This is a genomic window from Actinophytocola xanthii (genome assembly GCF_001921205.1).
GTDB lineage: Bacteria > Actinomycetota > Actinomycetes > Mycobacteriales > Pseudonocardiaceae > Actinophytocola > Actinophytocola xanthii.
Genome location: NZ_MSIE01000034.1, coordinates 1 through 20,551 on the forward strand (window position 1 = coordinate 1; position 20,551 = coordinate 20,551).

The 20,551-nt window shown below is 70.8% G+C and carries 18 protein-coding genes; 4 read left to right on the forward strand and 14 right to left on the reverse strand.

Annotated elements, in window-relative coordinates:
* Nucleotides 1-389: 389 nt before the first annotated feature.
* Nucleotides 390-539, reverse strand: a complete 150-nt coding sequence (locus BU204_RS40130; protein WP_158073478.1) for a hypothetical protein — start codon at nucleotides 537-539, stop codon at nucleotides 390-392.
* 78 nt (nucleotides 540-617) lie between these two features.
* Here BU204_RS40130 and BU204_RS18705 point away from each other — a divergent pair, with 78 nt between their 5' ends.
* The 3 genes from BU204_RS18705 (at nucleotide 618) to BU204_RS18715 (ending at nucleotide 3,261) form a co-directional block, all read left to right on the forward strand.
* Complete coding sequence (locus BU204_RS18705) at nucleotides 618-1,130, forward strand: response regulator transcription factor (protein ID WP_198942916.1); 513 nt, start codon at nucleotides 618-620, stop codon at nucleotides 1,128-1,130.
* Between the two features lie 95 nt (nucleotides 1,131-1,225).
* Nucleotides 1,226-1,915 (forward strand): hypothetical protein, encoded by a 690-nt coding sequence (locus BU204_RS18710; protein ID WP_075126991.1) that lies wholly within the window; start codon nucleotides 1,226-1,228, stop codon nucleotides 1,913-1,915.
* Entirely contained in the window at nucleotides 1,912-3,261 is a 1,350-nt protein-coding gene (locus BU204_RS18715; RefSeq protein WP_075126992.1) for a cytochrome P450, read from the forward strand. The genes BU204_RS18710 and BU204_RS18715 overlap by 4 nt, the downstream gene beginning before the upstream one ends.
* 3 nt (nucleotides 3,262-3,264) lie before the next feature.
* Here the strand turns inward: BU204_RS18715 and BU204_RS18720 are convergent, their stop codons facing one another.
* From BU204_RS18720 to BU204_RS18765, 10 genes are read right to left on the reverse strand one after another with little or no spacing between them, the layout of a single operon-like run.
* The gene (locus BU204_RS18720) at nucleotides 3,265-3,777 is read right to left on the reverse strand and encodes an NUDIX hydrolase (protein WP_075126993.1); all 513 of its coding nucleotides are present in this window, start codon (nucleotides 3,775-3,777) and stop codon (nucleotides 3,265-3,267) included.
* Between the two features lie 5 nt (nucleotides 3,778-3,782).
* Nucleotides 3,783-5,390, reverse strand: a complete 1,608-nt coding sequence (locus tag BU204_RS18725; protein WP_075126994.1) for a hypothetical protein — start codon at nucleotides 5,388-5,390, stop codon at nucleotides 3,783-3,785.
* Nucleotides 5,387-6,859 carry a lyase family protein gene (locus BU204_RS18730; protein WP_083661423.1) on the reverse strand — a complete coding sequence of 491 codons (1,473 nt, stop codon included), beginning with the start codon at nucleotides 6,857-6,859 and terminating at the stop codon, nucleotides 5,387-5,389. The genes BU204_RS18725 and BU204_RS18730 overlap by 4 nt, the downstream gene beginning before the upstream one ends.
* The gene (locus tag BU204_RS18735; RefSeq protein ID WP_143229582.1) at nucleotides 6,852-7,952 is read right to left on the reverse strand and encodes a phosphoenolpyruvate carboxykinase (ATP); all 1,101 of its coding nucleotides are present in this window, start codon (nucleotides 7,950-7,952) and stop codon (nucleotides 6,852-6,854) included. The genes BU204_RS18730 and BU204_RS18735 overlap by 8 nt, the downstream gene beginning before the upstream one ends.
* Complete coding sequence (locus tag BU204_RS18740) at nucleotides 7,949-9,031, reverse strand: adenylosuccinate synthetase (protein ID WP_075126997.1); 1,083 nt, start codon at nucleotides 9,029-9,031, stop codon at nucleotides 7,949-7,951. The genes BU204_RS18735 and BU204_RS18740 overlap by 4 nt, the downstream gene beginning before the upstream one ends.
* 36 nt (nucleotides 9,032-9,067) lie before the next feature.
* Nucleotides 9,068-11,764: a phosphoenolpyruvate synthase gene (locus BU204_RS18745; RefSeq protein ID WP_075126998.1), complete on the reverse strand. Its 2,697-nt coding sequence runs from the start codon at nucleotides 11,762-11,764 to the stop codon at nucleotides 9,068-9,070.
* Nucleotides 11,765-11,784: 20 nt separating this feature from the next.
* Nucleotides 11,785-12,702, reverse strand: a complete 918-nt coding sequence (locus BU204_RS18750) for a hypothetical protein (RefSeq protein WP_075126999.1) — start codon at nucleotides 12,700-12,702, stop codon at nucleotides 11,785-11,787.
* Nucleotides 12,703-12,730: 28 nt separating this feature from the next.
* Nucleotides 12,731-13,738 carry a PaaI family thioesterase gene (locus BU204_RS18755; protein WP_075127000.1) on the reverse strand — a complete coding sequence of 336 codons (1,008 nt, stop codon included), beginning with the start codon at nucleotides 13,736-13,738 and terminating at the stop codon, nucleotides 12,731-12,733.
* Nucleotides 13,735-15,030: a cytochrome P450 gene (locus BU204_RS18760; protein WP_075127001.1), complete on the reverse strand. Its 1,296-nt coding sequence runs from the start codon at nucleotides 15,028-15,030 to the stop codon at nucleotides 13,735-13,737. The genes BU204_RS18755 and BU204_RS18760 overlap by 4 nt, the downstream gene beginning before the upstream one ends.
* A gap of 13 nt (nucleotides 15,031-15,043) precedes the next feature.
* Nucleotides 15,044-16,159, reverse strand: a complete 1,116-nt coding sequence (locus BU204_RS18765; RefSeq protein WP_075127002.1) for an SDR family oxidoreductase — start codon at nucleotides 16,157-16,159, stop codon at nucleotides 15,044-15,046.
* Nucleotides 16,160-16,433: 274 nt separating this feature from the next.
* On the opposite strand from BU204_RS18765, the gene BU204_RS18770 reads away from it, so the two are divergent.
* Nucleotides 16,434-17,432 (forward strand): ParB/RepB/Spo0J family partition protein, encoded by a 999-nt coding sequence (locus BU204_RS18770; protein ID WP_075127090.1) that lies wholly within the window; start codon nucleotides 16,434-16,436, stop codon nucleotides 17,430-17,432.
* A gap of 49 nt (nucleotides 17,433-17,481) precedes the next feature.
* Here the strand turns inward: BU204_RS18770 and BU204_RS18775 are convergent, their stop codons facing one another.
* The 3 genes from BU204_RS18775 to BU204_RS18785 form a co-directional block, all read right to left on the reverse strand.
* Nucleotides 17,482-18,897, reverse strand: a complete 1,416-nt coding sequence (locus tag BU204_RS18775) for an amidase (protein WP_083661424.1) — start codon at nucleotides 18,895-18,897, stop codon at nucleotides 17,482-17,484.
* Between the two features lie 197 nt (nucleotides 18,898-19,094).
* Nucleotides 19,095-19,526, reverse strand: coding sequence for a PPOX class F420-dependent oxidoreductase (locus BU204_RS18780; protein WP_075127004.1), 432 nt, complete (start codon nucleotides 19,524-19,526; stop codon nucleotides 19,095-19,097).
* A 20-nt stretch (nucleotides 19,527-19,546) separates the two neighbouring features.
* Nucleotides 19,547-20,521 (reverse strand): zinc-binding dehydrogenase, encoded by a 975-nt coding sequence (locus tag BU204_RS18785; RefSeq protein WP_075127005.1) that lies wholly within the window; start codon nucleotides 20,519-20,521, stop codon nucleotides 19,547-19,549.
* Nucleotides 20,522-20,551: the final 30 nt, after the last annotated feature.

Here is a 20,551-nt window from a genome sequence, read left to right on the forward strand (position 1 = left end):
CGCCCACACCACCACCACCGGCCTCCCCCTCGGCATCGCCTGACCAGCCGGTGAAAAGCTCGGGGTCCGACAGCAGGACCACGCGGTCGGCCACGGGATCGAACCCCAGCACCGGGTGACCCCCGTCCCCCTCCGGGGCTCAGCAGCACCGGCTTGTTCAACTCGCGCCCGAGCACGGCCAGAAAGCCACAGAGGACATCGACCCCGTCCTGTCCCTGGAGCTCGCGCGGATCGACGTCGAACGTGACCTCGTCCGCAGAGAGTCTTCGACCGTGGTCCCCCGCACCGTCACGTCAGCCCACACCGGCTCGGGCACCTGACCATCCTGCCCGCTGGTGCCGCGCTGTGCGCAGCCGGAATCACGCATGGCCCCAGGACGACACACTCCCTCAGCCTCGGGTCTCCATGGCCTCGAGCTTGACCACGATGATCCCGTTCGCCATCCCGGTCGTCGTCCACCCCGTGGGTGCTTGGTTCGTCTCGCTGCGGTCGACCGTGACCGGCAGCGCTGGCAACGCCCAGAAGCCGACGGCGATCATGGGGTACGCGCTGGTGTAGCGGCCTGACCACGACCGGGCGGATATGCTCTGCGCCCCCGTGGTGATCAGTGAGGTGTCATGCGAGCTCTCCGCCGGCTGCTCTCGTCGTCGTCTCGCCGCGGTGTGCTCGTCGCCGCGGTCCTTGGTGGCTGCTTCCTCTGGGCGATGGTCGTCATGGGGCTGTCGTTCGCGATGGTCGAGCGGGGCAACGGGCAGTGGTGGGTCGTGCCGCTGTTCGGTCTGCTCGTGCTGGTCGTCGCCGTGGTGGCGGCGCGCGGCACGCCCACCGGGCGGACGGGAACGGCGCAGGAGGCGTCCCCGCCGCCCTCGGCCTCGTCTCCCGCGCCGGTCACCGCCGGGAGGGTTCTGGCCGAACCGCTCACCCCACGTGAGGTGGAGGTGCTGCGGGAGCTGGCGGCGGGACGCTCCAACCAGGAGATCAGCAGGGCGTTGTTCGTCGCTCCCGGCACGGTCAAGGCGCACCTCAACCACATCTTCCGCAAGCTGGACGCCGCGAGCCGCCTCCAGGCCATCGCGCACGCCCGGGAGGCGGGGCTGCTCGACCCACAGCCGAAAATAAACCCCCACTAAACCCCGGATCTGCCTTTCGGCCGACGCCCGGCCGGCGGTCCGCTCCCTAGCCTCGGGCACTCGCTCGAGACGACGATGAGGAGCTTGCCGTCACCATGCAACGACGTACTGACCGGATCCTGCCGCTCGGCCTTGCCTCGGCGTTCACCGTCGTGGTCCAGGGGTTGTCCCTCGTGGAGTTCCTTCCCGTGCTGCTGGCGCTGCTGGCCGCCGCCGCGTGGGCGGTGGTGGTCGACCTCGCTGCGCTGTGGGTCAGGCGACACGCGCGCCTGAGTGCGTGGGTGGAGGACGTCCTGGTCGCTCTCGGTGTCACGGCGATGGCGCTGTTCGCGTTCGGCGGAGCGATCGGGCTGATGATGTTGGGGCTTGCCCTGGACAGCTCGTCGATCAGCGGCGAGACCATGGTGCTGATGTTCCTGCCCAGCATCCCCATCGCGATCGCGGCCAACCTGCCCACCGAGCTGGTCGTCATCCCCGGGTTGCTGGTCCTGGGCTGGCGTCGGGGACCTCGTCGGGTTCTCGTCGTCGTCGCCGCGGGGCTCTACCTCGTGCTCCGGGTGTGGACCTACCTCGTGTTCGCTGGCGACCGCCTCGACCTCACCGAGGCGGAGCGGTCGACGACGCCGTTGACCGCCGCCCAGCGGGAGGAGTTCGCGGCCGCCTTCCACGTCGAGGACCCGCGGTGGATCCTCAACCTGGCCGTGTTCGTCGTTCTCCTGCTGGCCGCGTTCTTCCCCCGGAACCCGTTGCATCGCCGGGCAACGAGCGCAACGGTGGGGCCATGAGGCCGACACGTGGTGTTCTCGACCGTGCCGCCGGGGGACTGAACGCGGTCACCGCGCCGTTCGACCCCGAGGGGTACCTGCGCAGGCGTCGCGCTCGCGGCGGTGACCCGGTCATCGTCCGGGTGCCGGGGGCGGCGGGGCGGATGGTGGTCTCGGGAGATCCCGAGGCAGCCCGGGAGCTGTTCGGCGGGCCGGTCGAGCTGTTCGACGTCCCCCGTCCCAACCCGGTGGAGCCGCTGCTGGGGACCGGGTCGCTGATCATGCTGAGCGGCGAACGGCACCGACGTGAGCGGCGGGTGCTCACGCCCCCTTTCGGCGGACAGCGGATGCGGGCCTACGGGACGATCATCCAGGAGGCGGTGCTCGACCAGGTGCGCTCGTGGCGGCCGGGGCAACGGCTGGACGCCCAGCGGTTCGGGCAGGCGGTCACGCTGTCGGTGATCGTCCGCGCGGTGTTCGGCGTCGACGGCGGCTCGCTTGGTGAGCACTTTGCCACCACGACGGCACAGCTGCTCCAGGGGTACAAGCCCATGCTGTCGGTGCCGGCGCTGCGGCGGACGGTGGGGCGGTTGGGCCCGGAGGCGCGGCTGCGGCGGCGGTTGGCCGCGTTCGACTCGCTGCTCGCCGCGGAGATCGAGAACCGACGCGGCACCGGCGTCGCCGACCGGGAGGACATCCTGTCACTGCTGTTGTCGGTCCGCTACGACGACGGCAGCGAGCTGTCCACTTCGGATCTGCTGGACGAGCTGCGCACGATGGTCGTCGCCGGCCACGAGACGACGGCGACGACGCTCGGCTGGGCGCTGTACCACCTCTACCGGGAACCGGCCCTGGTGCGGCGGCTGATCGAGGAACTGGCGCCGCTCGGTAATCCGCCACCACCGGCGGAGCTGGCCGAGCTGCCCTTCCTGCGGGCGGTGTGCCACGAGGCGTTGCGGCTGCACCCGGTCGTACCGATGGTCGCCCGGCGGCTGCTCGCACCCTGGCGGTTCCGCGGCGTCGACCTCGCCCCGGGCGACACGGCGGCCGTCGCGACCTCCTTGCTGCACCACAACCCCGACGTCTGGGACGAGCCGCTCACGTTCCGGCCGGACCGGTTCCTGGACCGCGAACCACGAGGGTTCGCGTTCGCGCCGTTCGGGGGCGGGCACCGGCGCTGCCTCGGCGCGGCGTTCGGCGACTACGAGCTGCGCATCGCACTGGGCACGGTGGTCTGCATGGCCACGCTGTCGATGCCCGAGCGGGAACGGGGTCGCCGGATCCCCCCTGCCGTGCCACGCAACATCACGTTCGGCCCACGGCGGCCGCTCATGCTGACCTTCGAGGGGCCGACCGGTACCGCATGACGACTAGCTGCTGGTGGTGGGCAGGGGGCGCAGGAGCATCCGCTCGAGGTTGTCGGCGGGGTCGTCGCAGTGGTACTCCACCGGGGGCTCGTCGGTGAGCATTCTGGGGAGGAACCAGGGGATGTTGCTCACCACCGCCCGGTTGCCGTGGTCGCAGACCCAGGCCGACGGGAGCCACTCGAGCTGTCCCTCGGGTACCGCACGCCTACCCGGCCAGGTCACGTCCGCGTCGACGAACTCCGCGACGTAGGCGTACATCCCGGTGCGGCTCGCTCCGGCGGGCCAGGTCACCGTGCCGACCGCCCGGAGCCGGTCGGCGTGGGCGAGGTCGATCCCCGCCTCCTCCCGGACCTCCCGGCGAACACACCGCTGCGGCGTCTCCGAACCGACGCGCTTCCCGCCGAGACCGTTCCAGCGGTCGACGAAGGGCGGCCTCGCCCGCAGGAGCATGAGGACACGTTCCCTGTGGACACAGAAGCAGATGGTGTACGGCAGCGCCGGACGCTCGTCGTCCATCGGCGTCAACCGCCCGACCCGTGCGGTTGCCGACCCGCGGTCGCGATCAAGTCCTGTGCCTCCTGGATGGGAAAAGCGGCGTTGAGATAGCCCCCGAGCCTGGTCCAGTCATAGCCGATGTCGAGCGTACTTCGCCACTCGGCGATCGACGCGAAGGAGGACGGGAACAGCTCCACCCCCACCGCCGCGCGCATGGCCGTGACGAGGTCCTCGAGGTCGGTCAGGAGCCTGGCCGCCTGGTCGGCGTTCGCCACGCGGAACTCGACCGCTCGCGCGGACTCCGCGATGGGCCGCGGGAGCTCCGGCAGACGCGACAGCCAGTCGAGTGACTCCTCGGCGGGAGGTTGCGGGCTCACGCCGAACGCGCTCAGCACCGCCAGGCACGCCTGCCGGAACATGCGGCGCGAGGTCGTCTCGACCACGGGCCACTGGCGACGCCGCGCCGCGCCCTCGGCGTCCTCCCGTGCGTTCTCCACCATGATGTTCGCCCAGACCAACGACATGCCCGCCTCCGCGAACCGCCGCGCCGCCAGCGGAACGAGGGTGACGAACGGGTCGTGCTCGGTGACCGGCGCCCCGTGCAGGGACAGGATCGGCCGGCGGGCTGTCGGCGGCGGGGACGCGACCGCGTACCCCCGCACCAGACCGCCGCCCCGCCAGCGCAACCGCAGGAGACCGACCCGGAGGAACTCGGCGATGACCTCGCCCGCGTCACCCGTCACGACCTCCGGCAGCGGTGTGTCGAAACGCAGCGATCGCCAGACGTGTGCCGCCTTCTCGTTCAGCGTGAACACGTCTTGGCCGCGCAGCAGGTGCAGGTGCCGGCCCAGTGGCCAGGTCGTGACGCCCCGGACCCGGGCGAGCAGTACGCGTGCCGGGTCGAGCGGGGCCCCGTCGACGCCGAGCTCGGGAAGCGAGCCGACGCAGTGCCGGACGTACTGCTCCGGCGGCAGGTCCGAGCGCTCGGCGGTCTCGAGCATCCGGCGGACCGGCGCCGAGCCGTCGACACGCGCCAGCTGCTGGGAGATCCACTTGCGTTCGAGGTAGCTCTCGCCGCGCTCGGCGACCCAGGACTTGGCGCCCTGGATCAGCGCGGTGCGGGCCCAGCTCGCGGCGCGGTCCACGGCCCCGAGTCCAGCGAGCGCCGTCGCGTACCGGGCGGACTGCCGGGCACGCTGGCGGAACCAGACCACGACGATCCGGGCCAGCTCGTCCTCGGGCAGGATGTCCCGAACGGCCTTCAGCGACGAAGGGTTGCGCAGCGGAACAGCTCGGACCAGCCGCTGGACCCGGTTCAACGAGTCCTCGGGGATGCCGGCGACTCCTCGGGGGCCAGACCTGGCGGAGCCGGCGACCGCGCGCGCCAACTCCTCGGCCTGCCGCACGGACCGCACGCGGACCTCGACCCGGCGTCCCTCCACGAACACGATGGTGGGCATCGTCGGGAAGTCGTGGTCGCCGGCCTCCAACAACAGGAAGTCCACATCGGAGGAGTCGTTGCCGAAACCCTCGGCGATCGATCCCTCGATGACCGCCGCCGTGCCCTCCGGTACGTCGATCCCCTCGGTCGCGAGGGTGAGCAGGTGCTGGAGGTGGTCGTGGGACAGGATCACGGCGTCACCTCCGCAGCGCGAGGCCGGTTCCCGCGGGCCAGCCGCGCGGCCATTCCGTCGGAACCCAGCAGCCGCCGCTCCCACAACCCGCACACGTACTCGGTGCGTTCCGCCGCGAGTCCGGTGTAGCTCTCGGGGTGGACAAGGACGTCGGACAGCCCGCCGAGCGACGAGGCCAGGCGGTCGTCCGCACGCAGCACACCGGACAGTGCCTCGCCGGAGGACTGCGCGCGCCGCACGGCGGCGTGCACGAGATCGTAGGCGTCGGCATGGCCGGACAACGCGAGCAGCACGTACAGCGCTTCGGTCGTCACCTGCTCGCCCGCCGCGTCGAGGTGGCGGCGCATTCGCGCGGGGTTCACCCGCACCGCAGCCAGAGCGCGGGTCAGGACGGTGGTGGCGCAGGAGAAGGCGACGAACAGCTCCACGGCGAACCGGGCCGAGGCGCCGTTGGTGAGGTCCCGCTGGTGCTCGGAGACCTGGTCGAGCAGGGTGGTGACCAGGCGGGGCGCGAACGACTTCCACAGGCTCTTCACCATCTCGAAGCGGAACGGGTTCGTCTTGTGCGGCATCGTCGACGACCCGACCTCCGTCGCGTCCGGGGCGGTTCCCAGCTCACCGATCTCGCTGCGCATGAGGTGCCGCACGTCGTCGGCGATGTTCGCCAGCACGGAGAAGCACGACGTGACCGCCCAGGCCAGGTCGCCGGCGTACTCCGGCGGCACGATCTGGGTGGCGTGTGCCGCGGGCGCGATGCCCAGCTCGCCCAGGACGGCCTGCTCGAGCTCCTCGGGCGAGAACGTCGTGCGGTCCCCGAGGAGTGTGTGCGCGTTGTAGGCGCCGACCGCACCCGACGCCTTGCCCTTCAGGCAGTGCGCCGCCCGTTCGACTGCCTCGATCCGGTTGCCGAGCCGGTGCACGTACCCCGCCACGGTGAACCCGAAGGTGACCGGGACGGCGAACTGCCCGTGGGTCCGGCCCACCTGGGGGAGCTCCGCAGTGGCCCGCGCCCAGTCGATCAACAGTCGCGCGAGGTCCAGCAGGTCCGGCAGCAGCACCTCGATCGTGAGGTCGCGCAGGCGCAGCGCCGCGGCCGTGTCGGTCACGTCAGACGAGGTCAACAGCAGGTGCACCCATGGGCGGGCGGGCTCGGAGACCCGCCTCCCGACACAGTTGACCAGTGCACGCACGTGGTGCTTGGTCCGCAGCTCCTCGAGGTAGACCTCCTCCGGGGTGACCTCGTGGCAGGCCGCCGCGATCTCGTCCGCCACCTCGGCCGTGCACAGCCCGGCCTTCGCCAGCGCACGCGCGAGGGCGACCTCCACCTTGAGCTGGTAGCGGATGTGCGCGCTCTCCGAGGCGTACGGTCGTGCCCGGTCGTAGACTCCGCGGATTCCCTTGTAGTAGCGGTAGTCCAGCGGCGACACGTCGTCGAAGTCGAAGCGGGGATAACCGTCCACGTCAGACACGAGATGTCGCCACCCTCCGGGCGAGTACCTCCAGGGCTTCGGCCACCTGGCCGCGGGTGTGCTCCCGGCGCAGGAAGAAGTGGTGCGGCACGCACCGACTCAGGGCGTCGATCACCTTCGCCTCCCGCTCCGACGCCGGGCCGCCGGCGAAAAGACCCGACCAGTTGCCTGGCGCCAGCTCCTGCCGGAAGGCCGCGACGTTGCCGGTCAGCTCGTCGCGGACCACCGCCGCGCTCACCGGTTCGACCGACGGCGGCCCGACGCGGCGGTCCAGCAGCGGCCTGACGACAAGTCCGACCGGCGCGGAGCGCCGGACGCCGTAGAGCCTGGACAACTGGTCGAGCGGCACGACGATCTTCGCCCGCACGTCGGTGTCCGGTGCCGGTCCCAGCTCCGGGAACAGTTCGGCCGTCCCGCGTCCCACGGTCAGTGGATACGGCAGACCGTGGGACACTGCGCCGCCGGGTCCGGCGCGGACCACCACCCGGTCGTTGGACAGGAACTCCGCTCCCCGGTGTACCAGGAGGTGGAGCAGTGTGGTGGTCTTGCCGTCGCCACTCTCACCGAAGACGAGCACACCGCGGCCGTCCAGCACACAGGCGCCGGCGTGGACGATCGTCGCCGTCGCAGAGCACCACGGCATCAGCACCTGACCCCGCACCACGCTGACCGTGTCGGCCTCGAGAACCCAAGGCCGGGGTTGGCACACCACGACCTCCCGTCGTCCGAGGTGGACGATGACCCGGGTGCCGTCCCGTTCGGTCTCGACGAGCACCACGTCGCCGAGCGCCCGTCGCCGAGCCGTGTCCGCCCCGCCGAACACCGCGATCCGCTCGGAGTCGGGAATGAGCGCGTCGAACGCCGCCGACGCGCCGGACGGGAGCGACGGCAGGCACCACACGTGCACCGTCGAGCCGTCGTCGGCGGGCGGCGACGGACCGGCGAGCGCCGCCACCGCGTCCAACGGCTCCGGCCGCGGCGCGACGAGCTCGACGCGCAGACCGTGCCACCACAGCTCGGTGTGACACCGGAACGGCTGCGTGCGCAGCTCGCCGAGCAGCGCCTCGCCGACGTCGTGCCGGGCCAGCATCACGACAGGAGCCCGGTGTCGCCGCTGAGATCGATCATCATGTCGGGTTCCGGGCCCGTGCTGACGTAGCTGAGGCGTCCGGACAGGTCGCAGCGCTCGACGACGTCCCTCAGCCAGTCAAGCGTCTGGGCGGAGAGATCCGCGAGCCGCCTCTTGCCGTAGTCCTGCCAGTTCCGGTAGTCCAGGAAGGTGAGGGCCACCCTGCTGGGACGGTTGATCGCGAGCGCCTGCTTGAGGTCCTCCTCGGCGAACTCGAAGACGCGACGCACCCGGCCGGTGACCGTGGTCCTCTCGAGGATGGAGACCGGAGATCCGCTGCGCCGGGTGACGGTCTCCCAGCTGATCTCCCTGCCCGCCAGCGGGCCCGAGTTGCCGGCCACCCTGATCGGGTAGGTGCGGAACACGCCGATGATGTCGCGAACCGCGAGCGGGCTCACCGCCGCATCGGACAGCACCCCCGCGGCGTTGGGATCGCAGTTGGTCGTCATCGGGTAGTACGGCGAGGTCACGATCGACAGCAGGCTGCCCTGGTGTCCTTCGAGCAGGACCGGCCGGTTCTCGTTGATGTAGTTCCCGATGAACCCGATCGTGTCGGTGAGGTAGGGCTTCAGCCACTCGACGTCGTCGGCCCGGCGGATGGCGGTGTCGCGGGACAGCTTGTCCATCCGTGCGGCGCCGACCCCCTGGAGGGTCGACCCGTACCGCTCCCACCGGTTCTCCTGGGCCGCCGTGTCGGCGTGTCTGCTGTCGACGATGACGACCCGGGGGTCGATGCGCAGCCGGTGTCGCACGTGGACGCCGGCCTGCTCGACCATCGCGATCTCCCTGCGCAGGATCTCCTCGCCGAAGAACGCACCGGGTGCGATCACGAGCTCGCACCGGGGGTTGATCCAGGCGCACGGCAGGACCCGCATCGCGAACGGCTCCCCGTTGAAGTGCACCGTATGCCCCGCCTGGTGCCCGCCCGACCGCACCGCGACGTCGTAGCGGTCCGAGAGATATGCGACGACCTTCCCCTTGCCCTCGCTGCCGGCCTGCAGTCCGACGATCACGTCGACACAGGAGTTCTCCCTGCTGTTCATTGGCTTCCTCTGTTCCCCGAATTTCCCCGATGAGTGTCAGGACACCGTGTTCTCGTCCGACAGGACGTGCACCGTGCCCTCGCCACCGTCGACGCGCAGGCGCATGCCGGTCGCGATCTCCCTGGTGACGTTCCTTATCTGTACGACGCACGGAATCCCGAGCTCGCGCGCCACGATCGCGACATGGGTAAGCGGGCTGCCCCGCTCGATGAGGAGGGCCTTCGCGGCCGGCAGTGCCGCGATCCACCCGGGATCGGTGCGGTAGGTGACCAGGATCGCGCCCTCGACGTCGTGCGGCTCCGTGACGACCTTGGCCTCGCCCTCCACGACGCCCGGACCGCACGGCACGCCACGCAGCACCTCCGACCGCGGAGAGACCACCGCACCGCCGGCGGAAGACGGGTCCCAGCCGGCACGCTCGAGGTTGCCGCCCCAGTACACCGGCCCGTAGGTGGTGAACCTCGGCGGCGCAACCAGCTCCCGGTCCTGGGCGTGCTGCCGCTTGCGCAGGTCCACCAGCGACGCGAGCTCCCGGTGGGCGATCGTCCCGTCGAAACAGCCGCGCAGCTCGTCGAGGCGGAGGTAGAAGACGTCCCGCTCGTCGTTCAGCGCCCCGAGGCGGGCCAGGCTCGCGCCCATCGCCCGGATCATCCTCCTGGCCATGCCGAACGCCCTGGTCCGGCAGAACCGCACCCGCTCTCGATCGGCGAGGGAGCGCCGGACCCGCCGGCGAACCTGCTGGTACACGATCCGACGCAGGCCGTGCAGGTGTCTGTCGAGGATCCGCTCGGCGGCCTGGCTGTCGTTCCCGTTCTGCCGCGCGAAGGCCAGTGCGCCGCGCAGCATGACGAACAGCCGCGACGGGTCCTGGCGAAGGTCCGGCTCCTCCAGCTTCAGCTCGTTCACGCTCCGGTACCCGAAGTCGGCGATGTAGGCGTCGATCTCGCCGACCAGCTCCCGGAGCCCGCGGTCGGCCAGCGTGGCGTACAGCTGTTCCGGCGCGGTCTCCCTGACCAGGCGGGACAGTTCCTCGTCCGCGCGGATCGTCGCGGCCAGCCGTTCGAAGCGGTACGCCGGTTCGGCCGACTCCAGCACGCCCGCCGGGTTCGCCACTGCCCACGGGAGCCACCGCGGCACGTCGGGGGGAAGCCATCGTTCGGTCAGCTTCTGCAGCAGGCCGAAGGAGAGCCCGATGACGGCCTCCAGGACGATCATGGCGCCCCAGCGATCCAGAAGCGTCCGTTCCAGCTTCCTGAACAGCTGGTACACCTCGTCAGCCGGCAACGCGTCGAAGTCGACGTCGTCGAACTCCCGGTAGGTCGTGGCGAAGTGCCGGAGAAAGTCACGAACCGTCCGGTCGACCGCGAGGAACCGTCGCCAGTACGCGGTGACGATGACGGCGCGGTGTGGGCGTTCCTGCCACCGGAACCGTGAGCTGAACGGTCGCAGCTCCATCGCCAGCTCGTCGGGCAGCGGTTCCGCCAGCCCCATCGACACCTCGAGCACCTGCCGGTTCACCCGGTAGAACGGAGCGAGCCGGATGACCCGGTACCAGTTCAGCAGGTTGTAGTAGACGCGACCGTGGAAGTAACCCAGCATGGTGGGAAGCCACTCGTCCATCTGCCGCATGCCGTGGCGGGGCACGGCGAGCAACTGGCAGTACTGCCGGTAGACCTGGTGGTAGACGTGGGCGGCGAAGCTGAACGTCATCGGCGAGGTGATGTCGCTGAAGCTCTCGATGATGTTCGAGTTGTCCCAGATCCGCAGCTCACCCCGGGGCGACGGGTCGGCCCCCCGCACAGGGCCGGTGACCGGCCTGCTCTGCAGGATCCAGACGGAGTCGTCCGCGATCGCCCACTCGATGTCCTGCGGCCCGGAGAACGCGGCGACGACGTCGGACGCCACGCGGACCAGGCGAGCGACCTCCTCGCCGGAGAGCGCACTGGCCGCTCGTGCTTCGGCCCCGACGACGGTCGTCACGCTGCCGTCGCCGTGCTCGTCCGGGTCGACCCGTTCCCGCTTGTCGCCGACGACGACCTCCCGCACCGCGCCGCTCCGCCGGTCGACGAGCACGGTGTCGGCGTCGACCAACCCCGACACCAACCCCTCGCCGAGCCCGAGCACCGCGCTGATCATGTACTCGTCGGGGTCGCCGCCGAGCGGGTTGGCCGTGAACAACACACCGCTCTTGTCGGCCGGCACCATGCGCTGGACAACCACGGCCATGCCGCTGGTCTCACAGGGCAGCCCGTGCGCCAGTCGGTACCGCAGGGCCTGCGCGGAGTACGCCGACGCCCAGCACCGCCTGACGTGTGCGACCACCGAGTCGAGACCGCCGATGTTGAGGAACGTCGAGAACTGTCCGGCGAACGAGTAGCGGGCGCCGTCCTCCTCGGCCCCCGAGGAACGCACGGCGACCCGGCCGGCACCGACGTGTTCGTAGGCCCGCCGGACGGTGGCGAGCAGGTCGGGCTCCGGGGTGGTGCCGAGCACGAGCTCCTCGATCCGCACCGCGACGAGGTCCGCCGTGTCGGCGGTGACCCCCACGAGGTGTTCCCGGACCTTCTCCACCAGGCCGTTGGCGCGGAGGAACCGGTCGAACACGTCGACGCCGATGACCGCCCACTCCGGCACGTCGGCCCCGTGTTCGGTGAGCCGGTGAAGGGTGTGGCCTTTGGCGCCGGCCAACCGGGCCGCATCGGCGCTCGGTGTCTCGCTGGTGATGACGGACATCGGAACTACTCCCCTCGCGGTCAGCCGACGGTCCACAGCAGCGCCTCGACGATGACGCCGAACTGGAGGAGCACGGCGTAGATCAGACCGGCGAGCCCGAGGGCCCGGGCCAGCCGACTCGCCCGGGCGGCCGGTGGGGCCATCGCCCACTCCCCTGCCGTCCAGGCGATGAGCAGTCCGAGGAGGACGCTCTGGTAGATGATGAAGAACCAGGTCACCGGCAGGGTGACGACGATGGTCGCGACACACGCGGCCGCGCAGCACAGCAGCGCGAGCAGGACGGCACGCACGCCGTCGCGCCCGAGGCGATAGGGCCGGTAGTCGAGGTCGGGCGCCTTGCGCGAGAACTTCCAGAACTCGTAGGCCGCCCAGAACAACACGACCACAGCCGCCGTCGGTGCCGCCGCCGGCGCGACTCCGCCCTCGGAGAGCCAGAACAGGACCGGGTAGGCCATGACCACCAGGGGGATGGTCTCGTAGCACACGGCGAGCGGCACCCGTCGGGTCGTCAGCCGGCGCTTGACCCAGAACGGGGTGAGCACCGTCAGGGCCACCGCGGCGAGAGCGCCGCCGAGCGCCGGTGGGTACAGCAGGTTCAGTGCCACGATCCCGACCACGACGGTGAGCCACCCGTACGTGAGCCCGCTCCGGGTGTGCCCGGCGGCACCGCCGTCCTGCTCCAGGTCGTCGATGTCGTCGACGAGACGCAGCTGGAGGAACAGCAGCACGAACGAGGCGACGCCGAGCACGCCCGTCCACCGCAGGCCGACGGGGCCGACGGCACGGTCGAGGAGCAGCTGCGCGGACACGAACGTCAGCACGATCGCCGTTCCCTGGGTCGGGAGGGGAAACCGGGACGCCAGGTAGCCCCGCACCGCACGCGATACCGACCCGGTCCGTGGACCGCCCGTCCGTGCGCCTCCGACGGTGTCGTTCATCCGCCTTCTCCCCGGGAAGTCGTGGATGTCAGGTGTCCTGGTGGACGCCGTGGGTGGCGAGAGCGGCGGCCACCGTCCTGCCCTTGCCGTCGTGGATCCGCACCTCGGCGTGCGCGACGGTCCTGCCGGTCGCGACGACCGCGCCGTCGGCGCGCAGCTCCGCGTCGTCGACGGGTACCCGTCGCAGGTAGGACAGCGCGATGTCCTGGGTGGCCGCCGTCGTGCCGCTGGGCAGTGCGGTGCGCACGGCCCCGTAGGCCGTGCGTTCGGCCAGGAACGCCAGCACCCCGCCCTGGATGTTGCCCAGCGGCGAGGAGAACCACGCGTTGGCCGGGAGAACGGCCGAGAACTCACCGTCCTCAAAGGACAGAATGCGCAGTCCGGTCAGTCGCCCCAGCGGCGCGGTCGCGAACTCGGCGGACAGGCTGCCGGGTGACGGGTGCCACCTCTCCGGCACCGGAAGCTCGTGCGGCCTGAACCCGACGGCGGCGTCGGGAATGGTGGCCGGGTTCGACGGCGGCGTGCACGCCGGTGCGGGCAGCGGGAAGAGCGCGGAGCGGGATGTCGACCGGGCGACGAGCCGGTTGTCGCCGTCCCGGACGGCAGCGGTCGACAGCACGTGGGTGGCCGTGGTGTGCAGCACGTGCCCGCTCGCCGTGAGCGGACCGGAACCCGGTCGTACCCGGTCGCCCAGCTGGATGGAGGTCGACACGGTCACGAACCCGGTCGCGGGAGCCACCGTGGTGTAGACGGCACCGAGGTGTGCGGAGTCGAGCACGACCGCCAGGACGCCCTCGGTCATCACCCCGCCGCGCCAGTCCAACCAGCCCGTCGCCGGCATGCGGTAGGCGGCTGTGCCGCTGTCCACTGCCTCCAGGGTGATGCCGAAGAGCCGGTCGATCGGCGGGGCGACGGTCTTGCCCGCGATTCCCCAGCGCAGCTGCTCGAGCCCGGGAAGGGCGGTGAGCTCGGTCGCCCGTGCGTCGACGGACACCTCCTCGTACGGCGAGCGGAACGTCGCGACCAGCGCGGTCATCGGCGCCGCGCTCCGGTTCGGGCCGCGGTGGGGGTGAACTCGCACGGCAGCCGCTTGATGCCGTTGATGAACGAGCTGCCGAGCAGCGGCTCCGGTTCACCCGCCGAGATGTCGGGTAGCCGTGCGAGCAGCTCGCGGAAGGCCGCGGTGATCTCCCGCCGCGCGAGGTGCGCGCCGAGGCAGAAGTGAGGTCCCGGACCACCGAACCCCACCTGCGGGTTCGGCTGCCTGCGGATGTCGAAGCGCGCCGCGTCGGGGAAGACCGACTCGTCCCGGTTGGCTGACCAGTAGAAGAGCAGGACCTTGTCGCCACGGCGGTACCGCATGCCGTTCATGACGTGGTCACGGGTGGCGCGGCGGCGCATGAAGATCACCGGCGAGCTGATCCGCACGATCTCCTCGACCGCGGTCGGCGCGTGCCGCTCGAAGTCCGCGAGCCACAGCTGTCTCTGGTCCGGGTTGTGGGTGAGCAGTGTCAGCCCGTGTGCGATCGCGTTGCGTGTGGTCTCGTTGCCCGCGACCACCAGCAGGATGAAGAAGGACGCGATCTCCTGGTGGGTCAGCCGCTCGCCGTCGACGTCGGCGTTGACCAGTACCGAGACGAGGTCCTCGGTGGGGTGCTCGCGCCGGTGGGCGGCGAGGTCGGTGACCAGCTCGACCAGCTCGTTGGCCGCGCCGAGCATGCGGCTGCCGATGCCGGCGGGATCGGTGAGGAACTCCGGGTCGAAACCGCCCAGGATGCGTACCGAGCGGTCGATGACGAACTGGTGACGGGACGACGGAATGCCCATCATGTCGCAGATCACGATCAGCGGGAGCCTGGCCGCTACCTCGGCGACGAAGTCGCACTCGCCGCGCTCGGCGATGGCGTCGACGAGTCCCGCGGCGATCCGTCGCACATCGCTCTCGATCCGCCCCGTCATCTTCGGGGTGAAAGCCCGTGACACGATGCGCCGCAGCCGCGCGTGTTCGGGGTCGTCCATGTTGATCAGTGAGCCGAAGTACTGCGCGAACTCCGTTGGCATGTCGGCGATGTTGGTGGCGCCTCCCCAGGAGGAGCAGAACACCTCGGCGTTTCGGCTGGCCTCGACCACGTCCGCGTGCCGCACGAGGGCGTAGTAGCCCGCGCCGGGCGGGAAGCCGATCTCGGACAGGTCGGGCTCGGCGTAGAAGCGAGGCCGAGGCTGTGCCCTGAGCTCGGCGAAGGCCGCCTCCCGGTCCGCGAGCGAGCGGCTCCAGAACTCGGTGTCGGACAGGTCGATGTCCATGACCGTGTTTTCGTCGCTCGCCATCGTCGACCTCCGTTCAGGATCCCTGAAGCTGCGCGGTTCGGCGGGACACGGTGCGGGGCGGCGGGCCGAAGTAGCCGACCCGAAGCCCGTGGTCGAGCAACTTCCGTAGATGTGCACGGCCTTCGATCGCGGGTTTTCCGCCGGCGATCTCCCGCGCCACGGTGGTGTCGAAGAACGCGCGGCGGCGGAAATAGTCCTCGTACAGCACCATGATGCTGCGGTAGTACCGCTGCTCCGCGGCCGTGAGCTGGTCCAGCTGCCAGTTCGCCGGCGGTATGTAGCGTGGCACGTGGAAGTTCGGGTACTCGGCGAGCACATCACTGAAGTCGCGGAGGGTCAGCGGACTGGCGCCAGTCACGTGAAGCGTCTTTCCCGCCGCGGTATCGAACCGGTCGCTGACGCGGGCGATCACGTCCGCGACGCGGTCGATGGGCACGAGGTCGATCACGGCGTCGTACAGGCCCGGGATGGCGCGTAGCCGGCCCTGCGTGAGCACCTTGATGACGATGTACATGTTCCTGAACTCCCGGATCGCACCGGTGCGCTGGTTCCCCACGACGACCGAGGGCCGCACCACCGCCACCGGCCAGCCATCGGCCCGCACCTCCGCGACAGCCACCTCCGCGTGGAACTTGCTCGCCTCGTAGGGGTTCCCGTGCCGCTGTCCGAGATCGAGCTCGTCCTCCCGGACCACGCCCGTTCGGTCGCCGCACACGTAGGCCGTGCTCACGTGCACCAGCGGAATGCGCCGTGAACCGGCGGTGAGGAAGCCGAGCAGGTGACGAGTGCCGGTGACGTTGACCGACTCGTACCGGGCCGGGTCCAGACCGAAGTCGGTGACGGCGGCGTTGTGCACGACCAGATCGGAACGGTTCGCGACGACGCGGCGGATTTCCGAGGACAGGCCCAACCCGGGGTCGGTTATGTCGCCACGTACGACGACGACCGACTCGGGTTCGAAATCCCCGCGAAACGGTTTCGTCCGAATGCGACGCCCATTGTTTCGAACCAGTTCGCCATTGTCGTGGGTAACCGCCACAACCGCGTGCCCACCGGCGAGCAGCCGGGCCACGACCTCGGCCCCGACCAGTCCGGCGGCGCCGGTGACGACCACATTGCGTTTTGCCATGATTACGAACCCAAACCCTCGTCCCAGGATTGGGAGTCAAGCACAACCCTCTCACCGTGTCAGCCCGCGCCGAACCGAACGAGGCGCGCGACCCGGGCTGCCTGCGCCGATGGTGCGGGTGAACTTCTTCCGGCAGCCGCACGAGGCCGATACACTCGCCTGATCGTGTGACGCCGCACAAGGGATGTCGAGCGCCGGTCGTGATCGGTGTCGTTGCGGATCGTCATTCAGGTATGGGCAAGCCGCTGGTGCACAACCTTGGGGGATGCGGTTGATGGCCGGTTACAGCAATGCTCGCCCGTCGGCCATCGGACAGCACGGCAGCACCGTCTGGCTTCCGGTCGAATCGTTGCGCGGGGCGGACTCGCCGCGGTTGGCCGGCGAGGATATCGAGCACGTGCTGGTGCTGAACGAGATGGAGGCACCGTTCCCGCCGATCACGGTTCATCGCGCCACGATGCGCGTCATCGACGGGATGCACCGGTTGTGCGCCGCGAGGCTGCGCGGTGACGACCGGATCGAGGCGCGGTTCTTCGACGGGACAGAGGATGACGCGTTCGTGCACGCCGTGGCGGCCAACATCGTGCACGGTCTGCCGCTGTCGCTGCCGGATCGCACGGCGGCGGCGGCCCGCATCGTCGCCTCCCACACCGACTGGTCCGACCGGCGGATCGCGGAGATCACAGGGCTCGCCGCCACTACCGTCGGATCGATCCGCCGGCGTTCGAACGAAGGCCTCACACAGTCGAACATCCGTGTCGGTCGGGACAAGAGGGCACGCCCGGTGAACAACTCCTCCGGCCGGACGCTCGCCGGCGAACTGATGAGCGAGCGCCCGGAGCTGTCGCTGCGGAAAGTCGCCAAGGCGGCCGGGATCTCCGTGTCCACCGCCCACGACGTCCGCAAGCGCATTCGCCAGGGCCAGCACCCGGTTCCGCCGAGGCAGCGGACCGGCGACGACGTCGAGTCCTCGACGACGGGCAAGGCGGCCGATCAACCGATGACGAGCTGCCCGAGGCGGATCCCCACGACCGAGATCGCGCCGATCCTGCGGCGGTTGCGAACCGATCCTTCACTGCGGTTCAGCGACAGCGGTCGTGAGCTGCTCCGGTGGCTGGTCCTGCACACCGCGGACGTCCAGCAGTGGGAGCGGCTCATCGACTCGGTACCGGCGTACTCGCGCCCGCTCGTCGCGGAGCTCGCCAGAGGAACCAGCAGGGCGTGGTACGAGTTCGCGAACCGCCTCGACCAGCTCGGGGACACGGAGTCCTGACACCATCGGCATCACCGGCGGCGCTGGCCGGTCTCGCCTGGCCGCCGGATCATCCGCCGAAGAGAGCGGGTGTGCGGTCCTGCCACCGGACGACGGCCTCGAGCTGCGCGCCGAGTGAGAACAGGACGGACTCCCCGCCGGGCCGCCCCACCACCATGACCCCGACAGGGACGTTCTCCGGGGTCCAGTGGATCGGGAGACTGATCGCGGGTTGTCCCGTACTGGCATACATCGCGGTGTAGGGAGTGAACCTCTTGATCTCCTCGAACTCCCGCGCGGGGTCCTCGTCGTCGCGGATCGCGCCGACCGCTGGAGACGGTCGGGTCACCGTGGGGGTGAGGATGACGTCGTAGGACCAGCTGTGTTCCAGGAGCGTGCGGGAGACGGCCTCGGTCGCCGCCAGTGCGCGGCCGTAGTCGAGGGCCGAGAGCGTCGAACCCCGGCCACGCAGCCACCGGGTCAGCGGCATGAGCATGCCTTCCCGGTCTGGCGGTACCGGAGCGAGCAGGGCGAGCATCGAGAAGACCGGTTCGATCGAGGCGACGACGGTCGGGTCGAACGCGGGCGTGATGTCCTCGACGTCGTGTCCGAGCTCAGCCAACAGCTCGCTCGCCCGCGTGTACGCGGCAACGCATTCCGGATCCACGTCGGCCTCGGTGAAGACCGGCGCGAGGTGCCGCCCGACGCGCAGCCGCCCCGGCTCCCGTCCACAGTGGTCGAGGAAGGTCCGGCCGGGGGCGGGCGACGCGATGGGGTACGGGTCGCCTGGCATCGGTACCGCGATGGCGTCGAGCAGCGCCGCGCAGTCTCCTACGGTGCGTGCGATCATTCCGTGCGTGGTCAGGCCGAAACTGGTCGCCTCGGTGAAGCCCGGCCCGTTGCTCACCCGGCCTCGGCTCGGCTTCAGCCCGACGAGCCCGCAGGCGCTGGCGGCGATGCGGTTCGAGCCGGTTCCGTCGTTTCCCTGGGCCACCGGTGCCAACCCCGCGGCGACCGCCGCCGCACCGCCGCCGCTGGACCCACCGGCGGACCGGGACAGGTCCCAGGGGGTGCGGGCGGGTGGGGCCACCCGGTTCTCGGTGTGGCAGGCCAGCCCGAACTCGGGCGTGTTGGTCTTCCCCAGGACAACCATGCCGGCCCGGCGCAGCAGAGTAGCCACGTTGTCGTCGATCGGGGAGATGAAGTCCTCGAAAGAAAGCGAGCCGAAGGTACACCGCATCCCCGCGACATTGGTGAGGTCCTTGACCGCGACGGGGACGCCGAGCAGGGGCGGCAGTGCGGCCGCTGGTTTTTCGCCGGCCAACGCCCGCTCGGCGGCCTCGGCCTGGTGCAGGGCCGATTCCGCGGCCACCGTCAGGTAGGCGCCGATGCTCGCGTCGATGCGCTCAATGCGTTCCAGGTAATGCTCGACGAGTTGGACCGGAGAGATCTCACGCCGGCGGACGGCGGCGGCGAGCTCCACCATCGAAAGGTGGTGACAGCCAACTTCCGACTCGGTTCTGCTCATGGGAGACCCCTACCTCGACGGTAAGCACGGCGAGTTGAACCGAAACCCAGTGAACCTTTCCTGCCGACAGGCGGTCAAGCCGGGCCCGAACAGGCACGTGCGAACGCGCGATGCTCCACAACGGACGGAAGCAGGCCGAGTGTCAGGTGGACCGGTCAGCGTGCGGAGGGCCGTGGCACGTCGCGGCGGTTGGGGACCAGGTCGTGCGGTTCGGTGTCGAGGTCGTCGAGGCCGAAGCTGATGATCCGGTGCGGGTACACGCGGATGATCGGCCCGCCGACCGGGGCCTTGGAGTCAACCGGCTTGTCGATGGCCTCGCCGTGGCCGCGGATGTCGACGCAGCGCACGCGCCACGGCTGCACCGAGGCGATGTCGTCGACGACGAACGCCACCCGGCCGTTGTCGGCCACGTTGCGGAACTTCCGGCTCCTCGCCAGGTTGAAGCCGCCGATGTCGATCGTCTGGGTGGTGGGGTTGTAGGCGAAGCCCACCGGGTTCACCTGCAGGGTGCCGTCGGGGTGGACGGTGGCCAGGCGGCCGAGGGGCTGGGCGGCCAGGTACTCGAGCTCGGTGTCGGCGAACGGCATGGGACTCCTCGGGAGAACGGTCAGACGAACAGCAGGGTCTTGCCGAGGACCTCGCGGGCCTCGATCGCGGCGTGGGCGGCGTCGGCCCGCTCCAGGGGGAAGGTGCGGCCGATGCGGGGGGTGACCCGGCCCGCGGCGGCCTCGGCGAGCATGTGTTCGACGCGTTCCCGCGCCCCGACGTGGAAACTCCGGAGCTGCTCGAGGCCGATCACCGACACCCCTCGTCGGCGCGCCTCGGCGGGGTCGACCACCGTGACCGCGCGGCTGGCGGCGCCGTGCACCGAGAACCGCGCATTCGGCGCCGTCGCCTCGAGGGCCTCCTGCCCGATCCGGCCGCCGACGCCGTCGAACACCACGTCCACCCCCCGGCCACCGGTCGCCGCGCGCACCCGCTCGGACCAGCCGGGCTCGGAGTAGTCGACCACCGCCTCGGCACCGAGCGCGCGGGCCACCTCGAGCTTCGCCGCGCCGCGGGCGGCACCGACCACCCGGGCGCCGGCGGCACCGGCGAGCTGCACGAGCAGCCCGCCGACCCCGCCGGCCGCCGCCTCGACCAGCACCCACTCCCCCGCGCGGACGCCGGCCCGGTGGACCAGGCCCAGCGCCGTGGCACCGTCGTCGAGCAGCGCCGCCGCCTCGGGCAGCCCCAGTCCGGCGGGCACCGGGACCAACTCCTCGACAGCCGCCACCGCTGCCTCGGCGTTGCCGCCGGCACCGCTCGCGGTGTGGGTGACCACCCGCCGGCCGAGCCAGGCCCGGTCCACCCCCTCCCCCACCGAGCCCACCCGGCCGGCGATCGACGAGCCCGGCACGTAGGGCGGGGTCGGCAGCGGCGGCCCCGGTGTCCAGCCACTGCGCAGCTGGGTCTGGACGAAGTCGATCGCCACGACCGACACCTCGACCACGACCTGCCCAGGCCCGGCCACCGGCTCCGGCTCCTGGTCGGGCACCAGCACCTCCGGTCCCCCGAACCGGACCGCCCGCACCACCCGCATACCCACCCCGCATCGCCCGAGAACCGTCCA